Annotated in this window: 15 protein-coding genes; 7 read left to right on the forward strand and 8 right to left on the reverse strand. The window is 62.9% G+C overall.

Translation table 11 applies throughout. The features are described 5' to 3' along the window. Window positions 1-92: 92 nt before the first annotated feature. The 4 genes from D0Z70_RS07245 to D0Z70_RS07260 form a co-directional block, all read right to left on the reverse strand. Window positions 93-1,592 (reverse strand): catalase, encoded by a 1,500-nt coding sequence (locus tag D0Z70_RS07245; protein ID WP_119744869.1) that lies wholly within the window; start codon window positions 1,590-1,592, stop codon window positions 93-95. A 116-nt stretch (window positions 1,593-1,708) separates the two neighbouring features. After that, window positions 1,709-2,083 (reverse strand): ATP-dependent Clp protease adapter ClpS, encoded by a 375-nt coding sequence (gene clpS / locus D0Z70_RS07250; protein WP_119744871.1) that lies wholly within the window; start codon window positions 2,081-2,083, stop codon window positions 1,709-1,711. Between the two features lie 145 nt (window positions 2,084-2,228). Continuing rightward, complete coding sequence (locus tag D0Z70_RS07255; RefSeq protein WP_119744873.1) at window positions 2,229-3,095, reverse strand: phasin family protein; 867 nt, start codon at window positions 3,093-3,095, stop codon at window positions 2,229-2,231. A 129-nt stretch (window positions 3,096-3,224) separates the two neighbouring features. After that, window positions 3,225-4,964: a PHA/PHB synthase family protein gene (locus D0Z70_RS07260; RefSeq protein WP_119744875.1), complete on the reverse strand. Its 1,740-nt coding sequence runs from the start codon at window positions 4,962-4,964 to the stop codon at window positions 3,225-3,227. A gap of 142 nt (window positions 4,965-5,106) precedes the next feature. Between D0Z70_RS07260 and D0Z70_RS07265 the strand changes: the two genes are divergently transcribed. The 3 genes from D0Z70_RS07265 to D0Z70_RS07275 all read left to right on the forward strand — a co-directional run bounded on the left by D0Z70_RS07265 (window position 5,107) and on the right by D0Z70_RS07275 (window position 7,500). Next, entirely contained in the window at window positions 5,107-6,315 is a 1,209-nt protein-coding gene (locus D0Z70_RS07265; RefSeq protein ID WP_119744877.1) for an LL-diaminopimelate aminotransferase, read from the forward strand. Window positions 6,316-6,451: 136 nt separating this feature from the next. Continuing rightward, the gene (locus D0Z70_RS07270; RefSeq protein ID WP_119744879.1) at window positions 6,452-6,934 is read left to right on the forward strand and encodes a DUF2721 domain-containing protein; all 483 of its coding nucleotides are present in this window, start codon (window positions 6,452-6,454) and stop codon (window positions 6,932-6,934) included. After that, window positions 6,931-7,500 (forward strand): (2Fe-2S)-binding protein, encoded by a 570-nt coding sequence (locus D0Z70_RS07275; RefSeq protein ID WP_119744881.1) that lies wholly within the window; start codon window positions 6,931-6,933, stop codon window positions 7,498-7,500. The genes D0Z70_RS07270 and D0Z70_RS07275 overlap by 4 nt, the downstream gene beginning before the upstream one ends. On the opposite strand, the gene D0Z70_RS07280 is transcribed toward D0Z70_RS07275, so the two are convergent. Genes D0Z70_RS07280 through D0Z70_RS07290 form a run of 3 tightly spaced genes read right to left on the reverse strand, consistent with a single transcriptional unit; the run spans window position 7,485 to window position 11,448 of the window. Next, a complete protein-coding gene (locus D0Z70_RS07280) occupies window positions 7,485-8,294 on the reverse strand; it encodes a DODA-type extradiol aromatic ring-opening family dioxygenase (RefSeq protein ID WP_119745189.1) in 810 nt (269 codons plus the stop codon). The genes D0Z70_RS07275 and D0Z70_RS07280 overlap by 16 nt on opposite strands. A gap of 60 nt (window positions 8,295-8,354) precedes the next feature. Beyond that, a complete protein-coding gene (locus D0Z70_RS07285) occupies window positions 8,355-10,916 on the reverse strand; it encodes an HWE histidine kinase domain-containing protein (RefSeq protein WP_119744883.1) in 2,562 nt (853 codons plus the stop codon). Beyond that, on the reverse strand, window positions 10,909-11,448 hold the full coding sequence (locus D0Z70_RS07290; protein WP_119744885.1) for a biliverdin-producing heme oxygenase: 540 nt from the start codon (window positions 11,446-11,448) through the stop codon (window positions 10,909-10,911). Before D0Z70_RS07290 ends, D0Z70_RS07285 begins: the two co-directional genes overlap by 8 nt. A 243-nt stretch (window positions 11,449-11,691) precedes the next feature. Between D0Z70_RS07290 and D0Z70_RS07295 the strand changes: the two genes are divergently transcribed. The 3 genes from D0Z70_RS07295 to D0Z70_RS07305 all read left to right on the forward strand — a co-directional run bounded on the left by D0Z70_RS07295 (window position 11,692) and on the right by D0Z70_RS07305 (window position 14,004). Then, window positions 11,692-12,600 (forward strand): RcnB family protein, encoded by a 909-nt coding sequence (locus D0Z70_RS07295; protein WP_119745191.1) that lies wholly within the window; start codon window positions 11,692-11,694, stop codon window positions 12,598-12,600. Window positions 12,601-12,696: 96 nt separating this feature from the next. Continuing rightward, window positions 12,697-13,380, forward strand: coding sequence for a prolyl hydroxylase family protein (locus D0Z70_RS07300; RefSeq protein ID WP_119744887.1), 684 nt, complete (start codon window positions 12,697-12,699; stop codon window positions 13,378-13,380). A gap of 153 nt (window positions 13,381-13,533) precedes the next feature. Beyond that, a complete protein-coding gene (locus tag D0Z70_RS07305) occupies window positions 13,534-14,004 on the forward strand; it encodes an RcnB family protein (protein WP_119744889.1) in 471 nt (156 codons plus the stop codon). Between the two features lie 210 nt (window positions 14,005-14,214). Here D0Z70_RS07305 and D0Z70_RS07310 read toward each other — a convergent pair whose 3' ends face one another. Further along, on the reverse strand, window positions 14,215-15,795 hold the full coding sequence (locus D0Z70_RS07310; protein WP_119744891.1) for a lysine--tRNA ligase: 1,581 nt from the start codon (window positions 15,793-15,795) through the stop codon (window positions 14,215-14,217). A 128-nt stretch (window positions 15,796-15,923) separates the two neighbouring features. On the opposite strand from D0Z70_RS07310, the gene D0Z70_RS07315 reads away from it, so the two are divergent. Then, window positions 15,924-16,286, forward strand: a complete 363-nt coding sequence (locus D0Z70_RS07315; RefSeq protein ID WP_119744893.1) for a PilZ domain-containing protein — start codon at window positions 15,924-15,926, stop codon at window positions 16,284-16,286. Window positions 16,287-16,295: the final 9 nt, after the last annotated feature.

Genomic DNA, 16,295 nt, shown 5'->3' on the forward strand with positions numbered 1-16,295 from the left:
CCCGCTATGGAGGGAAAGGCCGCTGTAATGGCGACGCAAAAACCCCGGCGCTTTCGCGCCGGGGTCGCGTATTTCAAAGCTGGGCCGTGGCGTCAGGCCGACGCATCCGAAAGCAGCTGATCGGTCGGCGCGGAGATGGACGGATTGCGGTCCTTGATCGTCGCCCGCGCCGCGCGCACGCCCGCGCCATAATCGGGGTGGACCTGGTCGAACAGCTTGCACTGACGTTCCTCGATAAAGTCGGGGATATCGCCCATGGCTGCGGCGATATTGGCGAACAGCCGGTCTTTCTCGCCCGCGTCGAACAGTTCGAACAAGGCGCGGGGCTGGCTGAAATCGTCATTCCCCTCCCTGTGGTTCCACCGGTCTGCATCGCCCGAAATCCGCAGCGGCGGCTCCAGGAATTTATTGTCCTCGACCGGTCCGCCAAAGCTGTTCGGCTCATAATAGGCCGCCGGGTTGGGGTTGTTGGGCGTGAAGCGCATCGCCCCGTCCTTGTGATAATGATGCACCGGGCATTTTGGGGCGTTGACCGGCAGCGCCTCATAATGGGTGCCGATGCGGTGACGATGTGCGTCGGCATAGGCGAAGATGCGCGCCTGGAGCATCTTGTCGGGCGAGAAGCCGATGCCCGGCACGATGTTGGACGGCGACATCGCCAGCTGCTCGATTTCCGCGAAATAATTGTCGGCGTTGCGGTTCAGCTCCATCACGCCAATGTCGATCGGGGGATAATCGGCGTGCGGCCACACCTTGGTCAGGTCGAACGGATTATAGGGCGTCTTGTCGGCGTCCAGTTCGGGCATGATCTGGACCTGCACCTTCCATTTGGGGAAGTCACCCTTTTCGATCGCCTCAAACAGATCCTCCTGCGTCGATTCGCGGGTGCGGCCCACGACCTGCGCCGCTTCCTCATTCGTCCAATGCTTGTGGCCCTGCATCGTCTTGAAGTGGAACTTGACCCAGCACCGCTCATTGGCGTCGTTGATCAGGCTGAAGGTGTGGCTGCCATAGCCGTTGATGTGGCGCACATCGGTGGGTAGGCCGCGATCTGACATCAGGATCGTCACCTGATGCAGCGATTCCGGACTGAGCGACCAGAAGTCCCACATGGCCGTGGGCGAGCGCAAATTGGTGCGCGGATGACGCTTTTGCGTGTGGATGAAATCGGGGAATTTCAGTGGATCGCGCACGAAAAAGACCGGCGTGTTGTTGCCGACCAGATCCCAATTGCCTTCGGGCGTGTAGAATTTCATGGCAAAGCCGCGCACGTCGCGCTCCGCATCCGCCGCGCCTGCTTCACCGGCAACGGTGGAGAAACGCAGGATCATCGGCGTCTGCGCGCCCGGTTGCAGCACCTTCGCCTTGGTATAAGCGCTGATGTCGCCGGTGATGGTCAGCGTGCCATGCGCGCCCCAGCCCTTGGCATGGACGACGCGCTCAGGGATGCGTTCACGATTCTGGTGGGCCAGCTTTTCGAGCAGCTGATAATCCTGGAGCAGCAGCGGGCCGCGCGGGCCAGCGCTCAGGCTGTTCTGATTGTCGGCGATCGGCGCACCGCCGCTGGTCGTCATGATGGGCTTGTCGGCCATGATCTTGCTCCTCGTCTAGCGAATGGAGAAAGGATAAGCCGCCTTCAAGTTCCGGTGAAATTAATTAAAACGTGCTGACTGATCGAATTTTACGGTAAATCCGATAATGGCCGCAATCAGGCCTTTTCCAGCGTGCATTGCAGCGGATGCTGGTTCTGCCGGGCGAAATCCATCACCTGATTGACCTTGGTCTCCGCAACTTCATAGCTGAAAATACCGCATACGCCGACGCCGCGCTGGTGGACATGCAGCATCACGCGAGTCGCCTGCTCCATATCCATGCGGAAAAATTGCTGGAGGACATGCACGACGAATTCCATCGGCGTGTAATCGTCATTGAGCATCAGCACCTTGTAGAGCGACGGCTTTTTCGTGCGGGTGCGGGTGCGCGTGGCAATGCCGACGCTGGGACCGGTGCCATCGCCCGGATCGTCGCGATCCTCCCCCGCCATCGTCACGGGGATCATCGATGCTGTCAAAATGCTGGTCATGATGGGCGAGAATATGGCGATTTGTCATCGCATGGCAAGGGGTCCACAGGGACATGCGCCTGTGGTAACCATCTATTTTGCAGACAGCAAAAGGGCGCGCCCTCCGATATGGAGAGCGCGCCCCTGATGCCATGCGTCCGGTCGCTTAGGCAGCGAGCGACTTCACCTTGTCGGTGACCAGGGTCACGCGGGCGGTCAGCGGGCTGGCGACGTCACCGGCCAGCTTCATCATCGCTTCGCTGCTCTTGGCGGCTTCCTTGGTGAAATCATCAAAGCTGCTCGAAAACAGCTGGCTCTGCAGCTGGAAAAATTCGGTCGGCGTCTTGATGGTCGAGAAGGTCTTGAACGAGGCAGTCGCCTTCTCAAAACTCTTGCGGCTATAATCGACCGCTTCCTGGCCCAGCGTTTCCATGCCCTTGGCAGCGATCTTGCCGGATTCGACCAGCGCTTCGACATTGCCCTTGGCGATGTCGCTAAATTCTTCGATCGCCTTGGTCGACTTTTCGACGCTGACCTTGGCCTTTTCGTTCAGGTCGGCATAGACGGTTTCCAGCTTCGCCTTGGCGTCTTCAGCGAACTTCTTGCCGGTTTCGATTACGTCGTTCATCGTCTTGGTTCCTTCTATGGCGGACAGCGTCTTGATTGCGAACGGTTCGGCCTGCTTGGGCAGGCTCTTGATCATTTCGGGTTCGGCCGGGGCTTCCGGCGGCAAGGCGGCCACCGGCTCTTCGACAACGGGTTCGGGCGCTGCGACCGGTGCAGCTTCCGCGACCGGTTCGGACAGCAATTCAGGCTCTGGCGGCGCGTCGACGGCGGTGGTCGCTGCCACGATCGCGGACGGATTGGCATCGATCGCCTTGACGCTCGATGCCGTCGCCTTGCGCGCGGCTGGCTTCTTGGGAGCAGGCGCTATTGCCGCTTCAGCAGCCTTGAGCGCTTCGCTGGCCGACAAGGTCGTCGATGCGCTTTTGGCGCGCGGGGCGCTGCGTCCGGTCTTGGGTGTTACGGCCATGGACTTTTCTCCATTTGTTGCAGTGCACAATAATCATTTCGCAAGATGATTGCAAGACTTATTGTGCAGTGCAACAAAACCGTCATCCTGTCCGACGGCGGAGGGACGCAAGGGCTGGAAAAAGCGGGATTAACGCCCCTTTACGTAGCGCCCCGGCGCGTCCTCTATCGCTTTGAGCCGCCCTTTGCCAGGCTGGCGCGCGCCTTTGGCCGGGACAGTATGCGGGTCGAGTCGCTCGATCCAGGCGCGCCAGTCGGGCCACCAGCTGCCCTTGGTTTCCTGCGCTGCGGCAAGGAAGGCATCGAGCGTCGGCTGGCTGTCGTCGCAGGCCCAATACTGATATTTCTGCGCGACCGGGGGATTGATGACCCCGGCAATATGCCCGGACCCGGCGAGCAGGAAGCGGATCGGCCCGGACAGATTCTCGGTCAGTTTCCACACACTTTCCAGCGGCGCGATATGGTCCTCCTTGCCCGCCTGCACATAGGCAGGGGTCATGATTTTTTTGAGATCGATCGGCGTGCCGTCGATCGTGATGGCACCGGGGACAACCAGCAGATTGTCGCGATAGAGCTGGGTCAGATAATCTTTGTGCCAGCGCGCGGGCAGATTGGTGGTGTCGCCATTCCAGTAGAGCAGGTCGAACGGCGGGTAATCCTGCCCCAGCAGGTAATTATTGACGACATAGGACCAGATCAGGTCTCGCCCGCGCAACAGATTGAAGGTGAGCGCCATATAGCGCCCGTCCAGAAACCCTTGCGATGACAGCTGGTCGACCAGCTTCATCTGTTCATCGTCGATGAACAGGGTCAGGTCGCCCGCCTTGGTGAAATCGACCTGGGCGGTGAAGAAGGTCGCGCTTGCGACCTTGTCCCCCTCCCCCCGCGCGGCCAGCAGCGCCAGCGTCGCCGCCAGCGTGGTGCCCGCGACGCAATAGCCGATCGTGTGGACGCTGGGCACCTTGAGCAGATCGCGCACCGTGTCGATCGCGTCGATCTGGCCGCGCAGGATATAATCGTCCCAGATCAAATCCTTCATCGACGCATCGGCGGACTTCCACGACACCAGAAACACGCTGATCCCCTGATCCACCGCCCATTTGACGAAGCTTTTTTGTGGGGACAGGTCGAGAATATAGAAACGGTTGATCCACGGCGGGAAGATAATGAGCGGGGTGGCCAATACGTCCGGCGTGGATGGCGCATAATGGATGAGCTGGTAGAGCGGGGTTTCGTGGATCACCTTGCCCGGCGTCGCGGCGATATTGCGACCCAACTCGAACTGGGTGCCGTCGGTGTGGGTCAGCTGGCCCTTTTCCAGATCGGCCAACATATGCTGCAAACCCTTGACCAGATTTTCGCCGCCGCTCTGGATCGTCTTTTCCACCACGGTGGGGTTGGTCAGCGGGAAATTGGAGGGCGAGAACGCATCGAGCATCCCGCTGGTCGCAAAGCGCAGCTTGGCCTTCTGCTTGGGGTCCACGCCATCGACCGCATCGGCCAGCTGCAGCATATAGTCCGAAACGAGCAGATAGCTTTGCCGGATCAGGTCGTAAAAGGGGTGCTGGGTCCAGGCGGGATCGGCAAAGCGCCGGTCCTTGGCAGCCGCCGGGCTGTTTGCCGGGGCCGGTTCGGGATGGTCGCGGAACATGCCGCCCGAATCGAGGAAACGCTGCCACATCGCCAGCCCTTCGTCGGCAAAACTCGTCTGGATGCGCGCCACCGCTTCAGGCGAGAAAGGCAGGGTCTGGCCCGCTGCCCCCGCCGCCTGCTCCAGCATCAGTTGCTGGGCCTGGCCTATCGCATGGGTCCATTGCTGCATCTGTTCGAGCGTGGGCAGATGCGGCTCCATGATGTCGGCTTTATCCATGGCCACCCTGCTCCTCCTGGCATCGTTTCTGTGCGCCGCTTTCTCTGGCGCGTCGCCATCGGGCCGGTTATAGCCAGAGTGTGACGCGGCAACGGCGCGTCGCGCACTATTCCTTACCTAGAGCTTTCAGGAAAGCCTTATAATGTCCGAAGAATTCTATCGCATGAAGCGCCTGCCCCCCTATGTCATCGCGGAAGTCAACGCGATGCGGGCCGCCGCGCGTGCGGCGGGAGAGGATATTATCGATCTGGGCATGGGCAATCCCGACCTGCCGCCGCCGCCGCATGTCATCGACAAGCTGATCGAGGTGGCGCGCAAGCCCGACGCCCATGGCTATTCCCAATCGAAGGGGATTCCGGGGCTTCGCAAGGCGCAGGCCAATTATTATGGCCGCCGCTTCGGTGTCGATGTCGACCCGGAAACCGAAGTCGTCGTGACCATGGGGTCCAAGGAAGGCCTCGCGAGCCTGGCCACCGCGATCACCGCGCCGGGCGATGTCGTGCTGGCCCCCAACCCCAGCTACCCGATTCATATGTTCGGCTTCATATTGGCAGGCGCGACCATCCGGTCGGTGCCGACGACGCCGGACGACAATTATTTCCGTTCGCTCGACCGCGCCATGGCCTTCACCGTGCCGCGCCCGTCGATCCTGGTGGTCAATTATCCGTCCAACCCGACCGCCGAGACGGTCGATCTGGCCTTTTACGAGCGGCTGGTCGCCTGGGCGAAGGAGAATAAGGTCTGGGTCCTGAGCGACCTTGCCTATTCCGAGCTTTATTATGACGGCAACCCGACCCCCTCCATCTTGCAGGTGCCGGGCGCGAAGGATATTGCGATCGAGTTCACCTCGCTCAGCAAGACCTATTCGATGGCGGGCTGGCGGATCGGCTTTGCGGTCGGCAACAAGCAGCTGATCGCGGCGATGAGCCGGGTGAAATCCTATCTGGATTATGGCGCGTTCACGCCGATACAGGCTGCCGCCTGCGCAGCGCTCAACGGCCCGCAGGATATCGTGCAGAAGAACCGCGAACTCTATCACAAGCGCCGCGACGTACTGGTCGAAAGCTTCGGTCGCGCCGGATGGGACATTCCCGCCCCGCCCGCGTCCATGTTCGCCTGGGCACCGTTGCCGCCTGCGCTCAAGGAGATGGGCAGCCTGGAATTTTCCAAGCAATTGCTGACCCATGCCAAGGTCGCGGTCGCGCCGGGCGTGGGCTATGGCGAGGATGGCGAAGGCTATGTCCGCATCGCCATGGTGGAGAATGAACAGCGGCTGCGGCAGGCAGCGCGCAACATCAGATCCTATCTCAAGTCGATGGGCGTCAACACGCCGGCCAAGGGCGCGGCCTGAGCCAAAAGACTATCCTGCGTTAAAAGCGCTGCGTGTTCGTTGCGATGAGGCGCGTCCTTTGGGCCACCGCCGCTTGTGATCCCCTTGCCCCGCCAGCCACAATGAAGGATAGCTGCCTCGTAAGAGGTGCCGCGCGATGATCCCCCTGCCACAAGTCTCTCAGGTCGCGCAGACCATCCAGCTGGCGCTCGCGCCGGTGTTCCTGCTCGCGGGGATCGGTGCGTTCCTGAATGTCTGCGTCAGTCGGCTGGCGCGGATCATCGACCGGGCGCGGACGGTGGAGGCGGCAATCCTGACCACGCGGGGGCGCGAGCATGACCGGCTGGTCCATGAAATCCGCGTCCTCGACCAACGGATGAGCGTGGTCAATATCGCGATCTTCCTATCGGTCGCGTCGGCCTGCGCCGTCTGTCTGGTCGTCATCCTGCTGTTTGCGGGCAATTTGTTCGACGCGCATTTGGGGACGGCGATCGCGGTGCTGTTCAGTCTGGCGATGCTGTTGCAGGCGGGCGGCTTTGCGACCTTCATTCAGGAAATCCGGCTGGGGTCCAAGATCATCCACGTCCGCAACGAAGTCTTGTATCACAAGGTCGAGACGGAAGAGCCGGACGCCGAATGACCCGCTTCACCGTCAACGACCGGCCGGTGCAATATCGCATGGACCCGGACACGCCTTTGCTGTGGGCGCTGCGCGATGCGTCGAACCTGACCGGCACCAAATATGGCTGCGGCACGGGCGACTGCGGTGCCTGCACGGTGGACATAGACGGGGAAGCAGTGCGGTCCTGCCAGGTGACGATCGGCAAGACCGAGGGGCGTTTCGTCACCACGATCGAAGCGCTGTCGCCCGATCGCGGCCATCCGGTGCAACAGGCGTTCGCCGCCGACAATGTGTCGCAATGCGGCTATTGCATCCCCGGCATGATCATGGCCGCGTCGGTGCTGCTGCGCCGGACCAACGATCCAAGCGACGCAGAGATTGACGCGGCGATCACCAATATCTGCCGCTGCGGCATCTATCCCCGGCTGCGCGGCGCGATCCGCCGGGCGGGACGGATCATGCGGGGCGAGGATACGGGTGTTGGGGAACAGGGGGCCGCCGCCCCGCCGCCGGGCATTACGCCGGAGGATGCCGCCCGCACCGTCCCGGCGCTGGGCAGGCCTGCGCCTCAACCGAAGCGATAGCCCGACACGGCCCAGCCTATCACCATGCTGTGATGATCGCGCACCGCCGGATCATCGCCGCCCGCCCCTAGTGCCACCATCAGCGGCAAAAGATGCTCCTCACGCGGATGGGCGAAATGGGCGTTAGGCAGGCTGTCCCAGGCGATGACGCGCTCCGCGCGGCGGGCCGGATCAGGATCGGTCACCGCGGCCGTCAGCGCATCGTCCCACGCTTGCGACGGCGCGGTCGCCTGCGCCCCGCGCACGCGCAAGTTGTGAAAGCTCATGCCCGATCCGACGATCAGAACGCCTTCGTCGCGCAACACGGAGAGCGCGCGCCCGGCGGCGATATGGGCAGCGGGGTCGAGATCGTGGCGCAGCGACAGCTGGACCAGCGGGATGTCGGCATCCGGCAGCGCGACCTTCATCGGGATGAACACGCCATGGTCCCAGCCGCGCGCCACCTCCTGCGCGGTCGCAAAGCCTGCTCCGGCAAGCAGCGTCGCAACGCGCGCGGCCAGATTTGGCGCGCCCGGCGCGTCCCAGCGCAGCGTGTAGGTGTGCGGGGGGAAGCCATAATAGTCGAACAGAAGCGGGGGTTGCTCGCCGACATGGACGGTGAAAGCCGCCTCCTCCCAATGGCCCGACACCAGCAGGATGGCGCGGGGGCGTTCGGGCAGGCTGGCGATCAGCCCGGCCAGATAGTCCTGCATCGGCTGCCACATCGGATCGCTATGCGGATGGCCGGGATCGGCGGGGTCCATGAAGAAGCAGGGACCGCCGCCATGGGGGATGAAGAGGCTGGGCTGAGTCATGCCCAGCACATTGGCGCGCGGGATAGCAACCGCAACGGGCAAGCACGAAACATTCCGTTTCTAGCGGTTCCGATCGACCAGTGGCGTCATCGCCTGCGCCAGGGTCGCGCCCGAATAGGGCTTCTTGACCAAGGTGACCCCGGCAAAGCGATCCGGCAGTTCCAGCCCGTCGCCATAGCCGGTTGCAAACAGGAAGGGGATGCCGCGTTCGGCCAGCAGGTCCGCCACCGGCATACTGGTTTCAGCGCCCAGGTTGAAATCCAGGACCGCAAGATCAATGGGCTGCTGCTCGATCGCCTCACGCGCCCGCGCCACGCTGGCGGCGGTGGTCACGTCGGCGCCCAGATCGCGCAGCGCATCCTCGCCATCCATGGCGATGATCATATTATCCTCGACCAGCAGGACATGGCGCCCCTTGAGGAGTTCGGGCGTCGCGGCGATGACAGGCAGCGGACGTTCCGTGCCGACGACATCGGGCAGCACCGACACGACATGGACGGAGGGGATGCAGAAATGTGCCTCTATTCCGGCCAGTCTGTAATGAATTTCGGCATGGCCATCCAGATCATAGGGGATGGAGCGCTCTATCACGGTCGATCCAAAGCCGCGCCGCGTCGGGGCGACGACGGCCGGGCCGCCGCTTTCGGTCCAGTCGATCAGCAGGCTGCCATCCTGATCCACATGCCAATCGATCGCGACTGTGCCATTGTCCGACAGCGCGCCATATTTGGCGGCGTTGGTCAGCATTTCGTGGATCACCAGCGCCATGACGGTAAAGCAACCCGGCGTCAGCAGCACATTGGGACCGGACAGGCGCACCCGGTCGCGCCGCTCGCCCAGATAGGCGCCCGCCTCCACCTCGATCAGGTCATAGAGGCGCGCGGGACTCCAGCGGTCAGCGGTGATCTGGTCATGGGCGCGGGCCAGCGCATGGATGCGGCTTTCCAGCGTGCCGATGAAATCCTCCACCGACACGGCGCTGCTGCGCGTCTGGGACAGGAGGCCACGGATCAGCGCCAATATGTTGCGCACCCGGTGGTTGAGTTCGGCGATCAGCAATTCCTGCTTCTCATGCGCGCGTTGCCGTTCCGCGTCCGCCGAATCGGACAGGCGCAGCACCACTTCCAGCAAGGCGGTGCGCAGTGCTTCGGCGACACGCAACTGGGCGGGCGCGAACGGCAGTGCCGTCCCCTTCACCAGTTCCGACCATTCCTCGAAACTTTTGCGCGGGGTCAGGCGCGGGCCGTTGGGACCATATTCGATATGCTTGTCCTGATTGCCCGCCCAGCGCACCGCGCGCAGCTGTTCGGCGCGGAACAGCACGACATAATCGCGCGGGCGGCGCGACAGGGGAATGGCGAGCAGCCCGGCGGCGCGGTCGGCATAGGCAGCCGCTTCGGGCAGGACGCGGCTGAGCGTATCGGTGGTATAGACCTGGCTGGCGGCAACGCGGTTGAGCATCGAGACGATACTGGCAAAGGCCGCCTTGTCCGGGGTCAGCCCTGAAAAGCTGATCTGCCCGTCAATATAGACGCCCACGCCATCGGCGGGGATCGTGTCGAAGATGATGTCGCCCAGCCAGCGGGCATTGGACAGCAGGTCATGGTCCTGCGCCACTGCCGACATCAACCGGTCGGCCACCTGCCGCGCCTTGCCTTCATAGGCGGCGGTTTCGGCGCGCTCGCGGCTTTCCAGCATCATCGAGAAGATCTGGCCGAACAGTTCAGCGGCGCTGCGCTGGGCAAAGGTCGGCAGGCGCGGGGCATAATGGTGGCAGGCGAACAGCCCCCACAGCCGCCCTTCAACAATGATCGAGATGGAGAGCGACGCCCCCACCCCCATGTTGCGGAGATATTCGATATGGATCGGCGAGACGGCGCGGGTCAGGCACAGCGACATGTCCAGTGCCGCGCCGGTCGGGTCAAGCGTCGGGACCACAGGCACCGGCACCGCCTGCACATCGGCAATGACGCGAAAGATGTTGCGCAGATAGAGCGCGCGCGCCTGCACCGGAATGTCGGACGCGGGATAGTGGAGGCCAAAAAAGCTGTCGATGCCGGGCCGCAGCGCTTCGGCCACCACCTCGCCATCGCCGCCGTCGGCAAAGCGATAGACCATCACCCGATCAAAGCCGGTCAGCGCCCGCACCTGCCGCGCGCCATCGCGCAAGAAGGCGGTCATGCCATCGGCCTGCGCCAGCCGGGCGACCATCGCGCGGACGGTGCTGCTGGCCTCCATCTCGTCCGCGCTGGCGGGTTCAGCCTCTATCACCACCAGTTGGCCGGAAAAATGGACGGCAACGTCGAACGGCGCGCCGCCCGGCATCAGCGGCAGGGAGAAGATGCGCTCAACCGAATCGGGGCCACGCAGCAGGGTGATGCGGTTGCGCAGCGTATGGATGGCTTCGCCATCCAGCAGGGCGCTCACCGGCTTGCCCAGCATGTCGTCAGGCGACAGGCCGATGAACGCGGCGCTGTTGGCGGATACGCGCGACACCAGCCAGTCGGCGGTCAGCGCGATCAGGAAACCGAATGGCTGGACCGTACCCAGCACATGGATCGGCTCGCGATCGCAATTGGTTAGGTTGACGGCGAAATCCGCGCCAGTGCCGCCGTCAGCCATGAGCGACGACCGGTTCGGGCCGGGCGGCTGCGGCAAAAAGGGCGAAGGCGGCCTGCGCGCCCTGCACGGCGTCATCCAGCCAGCCTTCGCCCCCGTCAGCGGCAGCCTGATCAAGTGCCTGCTGAAAGGCGACCCAGCCGCCCTTGCCATGGACCGCCGACAGATAGGCGCGGGGCAGGCCCGGCGCGACCTGACGCGCCAGCATCGCGCCGCCCAGACGCGATCCTTCCAGCGCGTATAACAGCCCCCAGCGATAGCCATCCCGGTCGGGATCAGCGAGAAACAGAGGCGCAGGCATGGCCATATCCATCGCCGCCAGATCCGCCGCGATCAGCGACAGGCGTGGCGATGCGGGGCGCGCAACCGATTCGAGCGCGCCCAGCGCGCGGGCATGGGCGGTCAGGAAGGCAGCATAATGGCTTTGCGAATCAAGTTGATAGCCTGAAAACAGCGTGTCGACACGGTGATGGCTGTCGCTCGTCGCTTCGCGCAGAGCCTGGCGGACGCCGCTGACATTGGGAGATTTCTTCACTCGGCAGTCCTATAGAGGTGGCAGGCACCCTGCACTGATCTGGATCAGCTTTTGACCCGGTTCCGGCCATTTTTAACGGACGGAACGATACGAACACGGAACAACGCGCAAAGCCGAAATTGGGTTCATTACGCCCGGCGATTCTTTCGATAAGCTGACGGACAGGTTCAGAATTGCGACATGGCGCGCCATCTAGAAGGGCGGCATGAGGGGACAGAAGGTTCCCGCAAACAGAAAGTCACGATGATGTTCAGGAAGATGATGCTGACGGGACTGATGGCTGCAACGCTGTTGAGCGGTGTCGCGCCGGCCTATGCCCAGAGCAATGAGAATGGCCGTGGCAATCGCGGCGACCGTGCAGAACGCGGCGGGGCAGACCGTGGCGGAGCAGACCGCCAATCCTATCAGTGGCGCGGTAACGGACAGCGGCCGATGGGCGGTGACGGGCAGCAGGCGCAACGCTGGCAACAGCGGCAGGAGCGCCCAGTAGCGCAGGCTCCGGTGCAGCAAGCCCCCGTCCAGCAACCGCGTGCCAATCGTCCGTGGCGCAACCCCGGCAATCCTGCGGTCGTGCCAGCACCGGCGCGGCAGGATGCGCGGCAGGACAGGCGGGATGATCGCCGCAATGACCGGCAGGACTATCGCCAGGACCAGCGCGCCGATCGGCAGGACTGGCGCAATGATCGCCGCGACGGTCGGCAGGATTATCGTCAGGACAGACGTGACGACCGCCGCGATGATCGTCGTGACGACCGGCGCTGGAACGATAATCGCGGCTCGGCAGGCAACTGGAATAATGGCCGGCGCTATGACGACCGCACCCGCTGGAGCAACCAGCAGCGCTGGAATAATGGCTGGCGGCAGGACCGGCGCTATGACTGGAACAGCTATCGCAACCGCTATGGCAACCAGTATCGCATGGGGCGCTACAACGCGCCACGCGGCTGGGACTATGGCTATCGCCGTTTCTCCGTGGGCATCGTGCTGAGCAGCCTGCTCTATTCCAACAGCTATTGGCTGAACGACCCCTATTCCTATCGCCTGCCGCCCGCGTACGGCACGCTGCGCTGGGTGCGCTATTATGACGACGCCATGCTGGTGGACATTCGCGACGGCTATGTCGTCGATGTGATCCATGATTTTTTCTGGTAACACGCCTCCCTGAAGTGGCCTTCAGGAATACTGACCCCGGTGCGGCAACACACCGGGGTCTTTTCATGCGACCTGACGCTGTGGCAGGAGGGAGGCATGACAGAGTTAGACGATGATGGCGGCATCGCTTCGCCCACCCGCGCGGCGATCGGCGCGCAGGTGCAGGCGCGGCTGGAGCGCAACCCGATGGTCAGCCGGATCGACGCGCCTGACCTTGCCATATATGGGCGGCAGGACTTCCTCAGCCCCGAAGAATGCGCCGATCTGCGCGCGATCATCGACGCGGGCGCGCAGCCTTCGACCTTGTTTTCCGGCAGCGCCAATGCGGACTATCGCACCAGCCATAGCTGCAATCTCGATCCGTTCGATCCGCTGGTCAAGGCCGTGAGCGACCGCATCTGCGCGCTGACGGGCCTGCCCGCCGACCATGGCGAAACATTGCAGGGCCAGCGCTATACCAGCGGCCAGGAATATCGGCTGCATTGCGATTATTTCCCCGTCACCGCCGACTATTGGCCCGCCATGCGCGTCACTGGCGGGCAGCGCAGCTGGACGACGATGATCTATCTCTCCCCAGTCGAGGCCGGGGGCGAAACCCATTTCCCCCAGTGTCAATTCATGGTGCCGCCGGTCGAGGGAATGATTCTGATCTGGAACAATATGACCGAGGAAGGCGCGCCCAACCGGTTCAGCCTGCACGCCGCCCGGCCGGTCGAACAGGGCACCAAATATGTCGTCACAAAATGGTTTCGCGAACGGCCATGGACGCCCAGAACTTAGAACATCGATACACTTTGCGACATAAATGACTGAAAACTGACAGCTTCATTCGCCGACCGTTCAGGCGCGCTGCCCCATATCTCCTTGTGTTGGCGACAGGGAACCCGGTCCAGCCGGACAGGGTTCAGCCGCCAGAGGAAATGGAGATATGCTATGCGTAAACTGATCATCCTGGGCCTGCTGGCTGCAACGGTGGCGCCCAGTGTCGCGTCCGCCCAATCCTATGGCGAAGCGCGCCGCAGCGAACGCAACCTGCGGGAGGAGCAGCGCGATCTGCGTCAGGCACAGCGCTATGGCGATCGCCGGGATGTACGCGAGGAACGGCGCGATGTCCGCGATGCCCGTCAGGAGGCCCGCGAGGACTGGCGCGACTATCGCCGCAATCACCGCGACGTCTATCGCGGCGGCAACTGGCGCGCGCCGTTCCGCTACAATCAGTGGAATGTCGGGGTTCGACTGCGCCCGGCCTATTATAATTCGCGCTATTATATCGCCGATCCCTATCGCTATCGCCTGCCCCGTCCGGGCGTGAACCAGCGTTGGGTACGTCATTACAATGATGTGATGCTGGTGAATGTCCGCAACGGGCGCGTGGTCCAGGTGCATCGCGGTTTCTTCTGGTAAGCCGCCGGCCTCAATAGATAAACGGCCCCGGACAGCAATGTCCGGGGCCGTTTTTGTGGACGTTCCCCCCAACTTGGCCGCGCCGCCCGTTGCCGGGCAAGCGCGGCCGATGGCACGCAGGACGCACCATCAGTCCGAAAGGGGGGTGGACCGTTGCGCATAACGCGCGTCCGCCTGAAAAGTTCCCGTTTCCCGCTAAAATCCGTCGATTCAGGCGGCCAATGCCCGCGCAATGAGCTTGCGGCTATTATCAATGCCATAGAGGGCGATGAAGCTGCCCATGCGCGGTCCCTGGTCCGCCCCCAGCAGCGTCTGGTAGAGCGCCTTGAACCAGTCCCGCAGCTCGGCAAAGCCGAACGCCTCATCCTTGCCGATGGCATAGACGATATTCTGGATATCTTCCGCCGTGGCGTCCGCCGGTAGCGCAGCCAGCTCCGCGTCGAGCCTACGCAAGGCTGTGGCCTCATTGGCGTCGGGCGCTCGGCGCTGGAGGGTGGGGGCCACGAAATCGCGGTGATAGGCCAAGGCATGGCCGATCAGCGCGTCCAGTTCGGGATAGGTGTCCGGCGACGCATCAGCGACATAGTTGGTGAGATAGCCCCACACCTGATCCCGGCTGGCGTCGCCCATCACGCCGACCAGATTGAGCAGCAGCCCGAAGGTTACCGGCAACCGGCCTTCGGGCAGCTTGCCGTCATGGACGTGATGGACCGGATTGCCGAGCTGCTGTTCGATCGGCTGGTTGGGATAGTTACCGCGGAACTGCCAATATTCGTCCACCGCGCGCGGGATGACGCCCATATGCAGTTGCTTGGCCTTTTTGGGTTCGCGATAGGCGTAGAAGGACAGGCTTTCCTGCGGACCATAGGTCAGCCATTGTTCAAGGCTGAGGCCATTGCCCTTGGACTTGGAGATTTTCTCGCCCTTTTCATCGAGGAACATCTCGTAATTAAAGCCTTCGGGTGGGCGGGCGCCCAGCGCGCGGCAGATTTTCGACGACTGGGTCACAGAATCGATCAGATCCTTGCCCGCCATCTCATAATCGACGCCCAGCGCGACCCAGCGCATCGCCCAGTCGACCTTCCATTGCAGCTTGGCCCCGCCGGACAGGATCGATTGCTCGATCATCTCGCCCTCATCCTCGAAGCGGATCAGGCCCGCCTCGGCATCGATCACCTCGACCGGCACCTGCAGCACGATGCCGCTCTTGGGGCTGATCGGCAGGACGGGCGAATAGGTCGCCTGCCGTTCCTTGCGCAGGGTCGGCAGCATGATGTCGAGGATCGCCTGATTGCACCGCAGCACCTGTCGCAGCGCATCGTCGAATGCGCCCGCCTGATAGCGTTCGGTCGCCGACACGAACTCGTAGTCGAAACCGAAACGGTCGAGAAATTCGCGCAGCATCGCATTATTATGGTGCGCGAAACTTTCAAACTTGCCGAACGGGTCGGGCACCTGGGTCAGCGGCTTGCCCAGATGCTCCGTCAGCATCGCCTGATTGGGGACATTGTCGGGCACCTTGCGCAGCCCGTCCATATCGTCGCTGAACGCCACCAGCCGCGTGGGAATATCCGACAGCGCATGATAGGCGTTGCGCACCATCGTCGTGCGCAACACTTCGTTGAATGTGCCGATATGCGGCAGGCCTGAGGGACCATAGCCAGTCTCGAACAGGATATGGCCCTTGTCCGGCGCGCCATTGGGATAGCGCTTGAGCAGCTTGCGCGCTTCTTCATAGGGCCAGGCCTTGGCCGCCAGTGCGGCGGTACGGATCATGTCGGTCGCGGTCATGGCTACGCCCCCTAGCCCCGGACAGGCCGAAAAGAAACGTCCTTTGGTGGCAAAACTGCGTTAAGAATCGTTCGCACGTTAGGGTTTCATTAACCCTGGCCGTCGATAATCAGGTTTCTGGAGGCATCATGCAAAGCTTGCGCACCCGCGAACGCATCGTGGTCGAGATCGCTATTGTCGTCACGACCGTACTCGACAGCCTGGAAGGCACGATCGTCGACCTGAGCGAGGGTGGCGCGCAGGTGGTCGGCTGCACCCTGCCGGCCGGATCGTCGTGCCAGATCGACATGGACGGCCATATCACCTTTGGCACGGTCCGCTGGTCCGAAGAGGATCGCATGGGCATCCGTTTCCCCTATGAGCTGAACGAAGGCCCGCTTTACGAGCAGCTGGAGCTGGCTCGTGCAGCGCATTATACACCTGTCGCCTTCCAGCCACGCGCCCGCGCAATGGCCGCGGGCGGTGGTGGTTTTGGCCGCAGGACAAGCTGAAACAGGTTT

Source organism: Sphingobium terrigena, assembly GCF_003591655.1.
Lineage (GTDB): Bacteria > Pseudomonadota > Alphaproteobacteria > Sphingomonadales > Sphingomonadaceae > Sphingobium > Sphingobium terrigena.

Bases quoted from the DNA above. Each gene is read 5' to 3' on its own strand.
- D0Z70_RS07300 (WP_119744887.1), top strand. From the start codon at position 12,697: ATGACAGAGTTAGACGATGATGGCGGCATCGCTTCGCCCACCCGCGCG.
- D0Z70_RS07260 (WP_119744875.1), bottom strand. From the start codon at position 4,964: ATGGATAAAGCCGACATCATGGAGCCGCATCTGCCCACGCTCGAACAG.
- D0Z70_RS07295 (WP_119745191.1), top strand. From the start codon at position 11,692: ATGATGTTCAGGAAGATGATGCTGACGGGACTGATGGCTGCAACGCTG.
- D0Z70_RS07305 (WP_119744889.1), top strand. From the start codon at position 13,534: ATGCGTAAACTGATCATCCTGGGCCTGCTGGCTGCAACGGTGGCGCCC.
- clpS (WP_119744871.1), bottom strand. From the start codon at position 2,083: ATGACCAGCATTTTGACAGCATCGATGATCCCCGTGACGATGGCGGGG.
- D0Z70_RS07315 (WP_119744893.1), top strand. From the start codon at position 15,924: ATGCAAAGCTTGCGCACCCGCGAACGCATCGTGGTCGAGATCGCTATT.
- D0Z70_RS07265 (WP_119744877.1), top strand. From the start codon at position 5,107: ATGTCCGAAGAATTCTATCGCATGAAGCGCCTGCCCCCCTATGTCATC.
- D0Z70_RS07275 (WP_119744881.1), top strand. From the start codon at position 6,931: ATGACCCGCTTCACCGTCAACGACCGGCCGGTGCAATATCGCATGGAC.
- D0Z70_RS07245 (WP_119744869.1), bottom strand. From the start codon at position 1,592: ATGGCCGACAAGCCCATCATGACGACCAGCGGCGGTGCGCCGATCGCC.
- D0Z70_RS07310 (WP_119744891.1), bottom strand. From the start codon at position 15,795: ATGACCGCGACCGACATGATCCGTACCGCCGCACTGGCGGCCAAGGCC.
- D0Z70_RS07280 (WP_119745189.1), bottom strand. From the start codon at position 8,294: ATGACTCAGCCCAGCCTCTTCATCCCCCATGGCGGCGGTCCCTGCTTC.
- D0Z70_RS07270 (WP_119744879.1), top strand. From the start codon at position 6,452: ATGATCCCCCTGCCACAAGTCTCTCAGGTCGCGCAGACCATCCAGCTG.
- D0Z70_RS07285 (WP_119744883.1), bottom strand. From the start codon at position 10,916: ATGGCTGACGGCGGCACTGGCGCGGATTTCGCCGTCAACCTAACCAAT.
- D0Z70_RS07255 (WP_119744873.1), bottom strand. From the start codon at position 3,095: ATGGCCGTAACACCCAAGACCGGACGCAGCGCCCCGCGCGCCAAAAGC.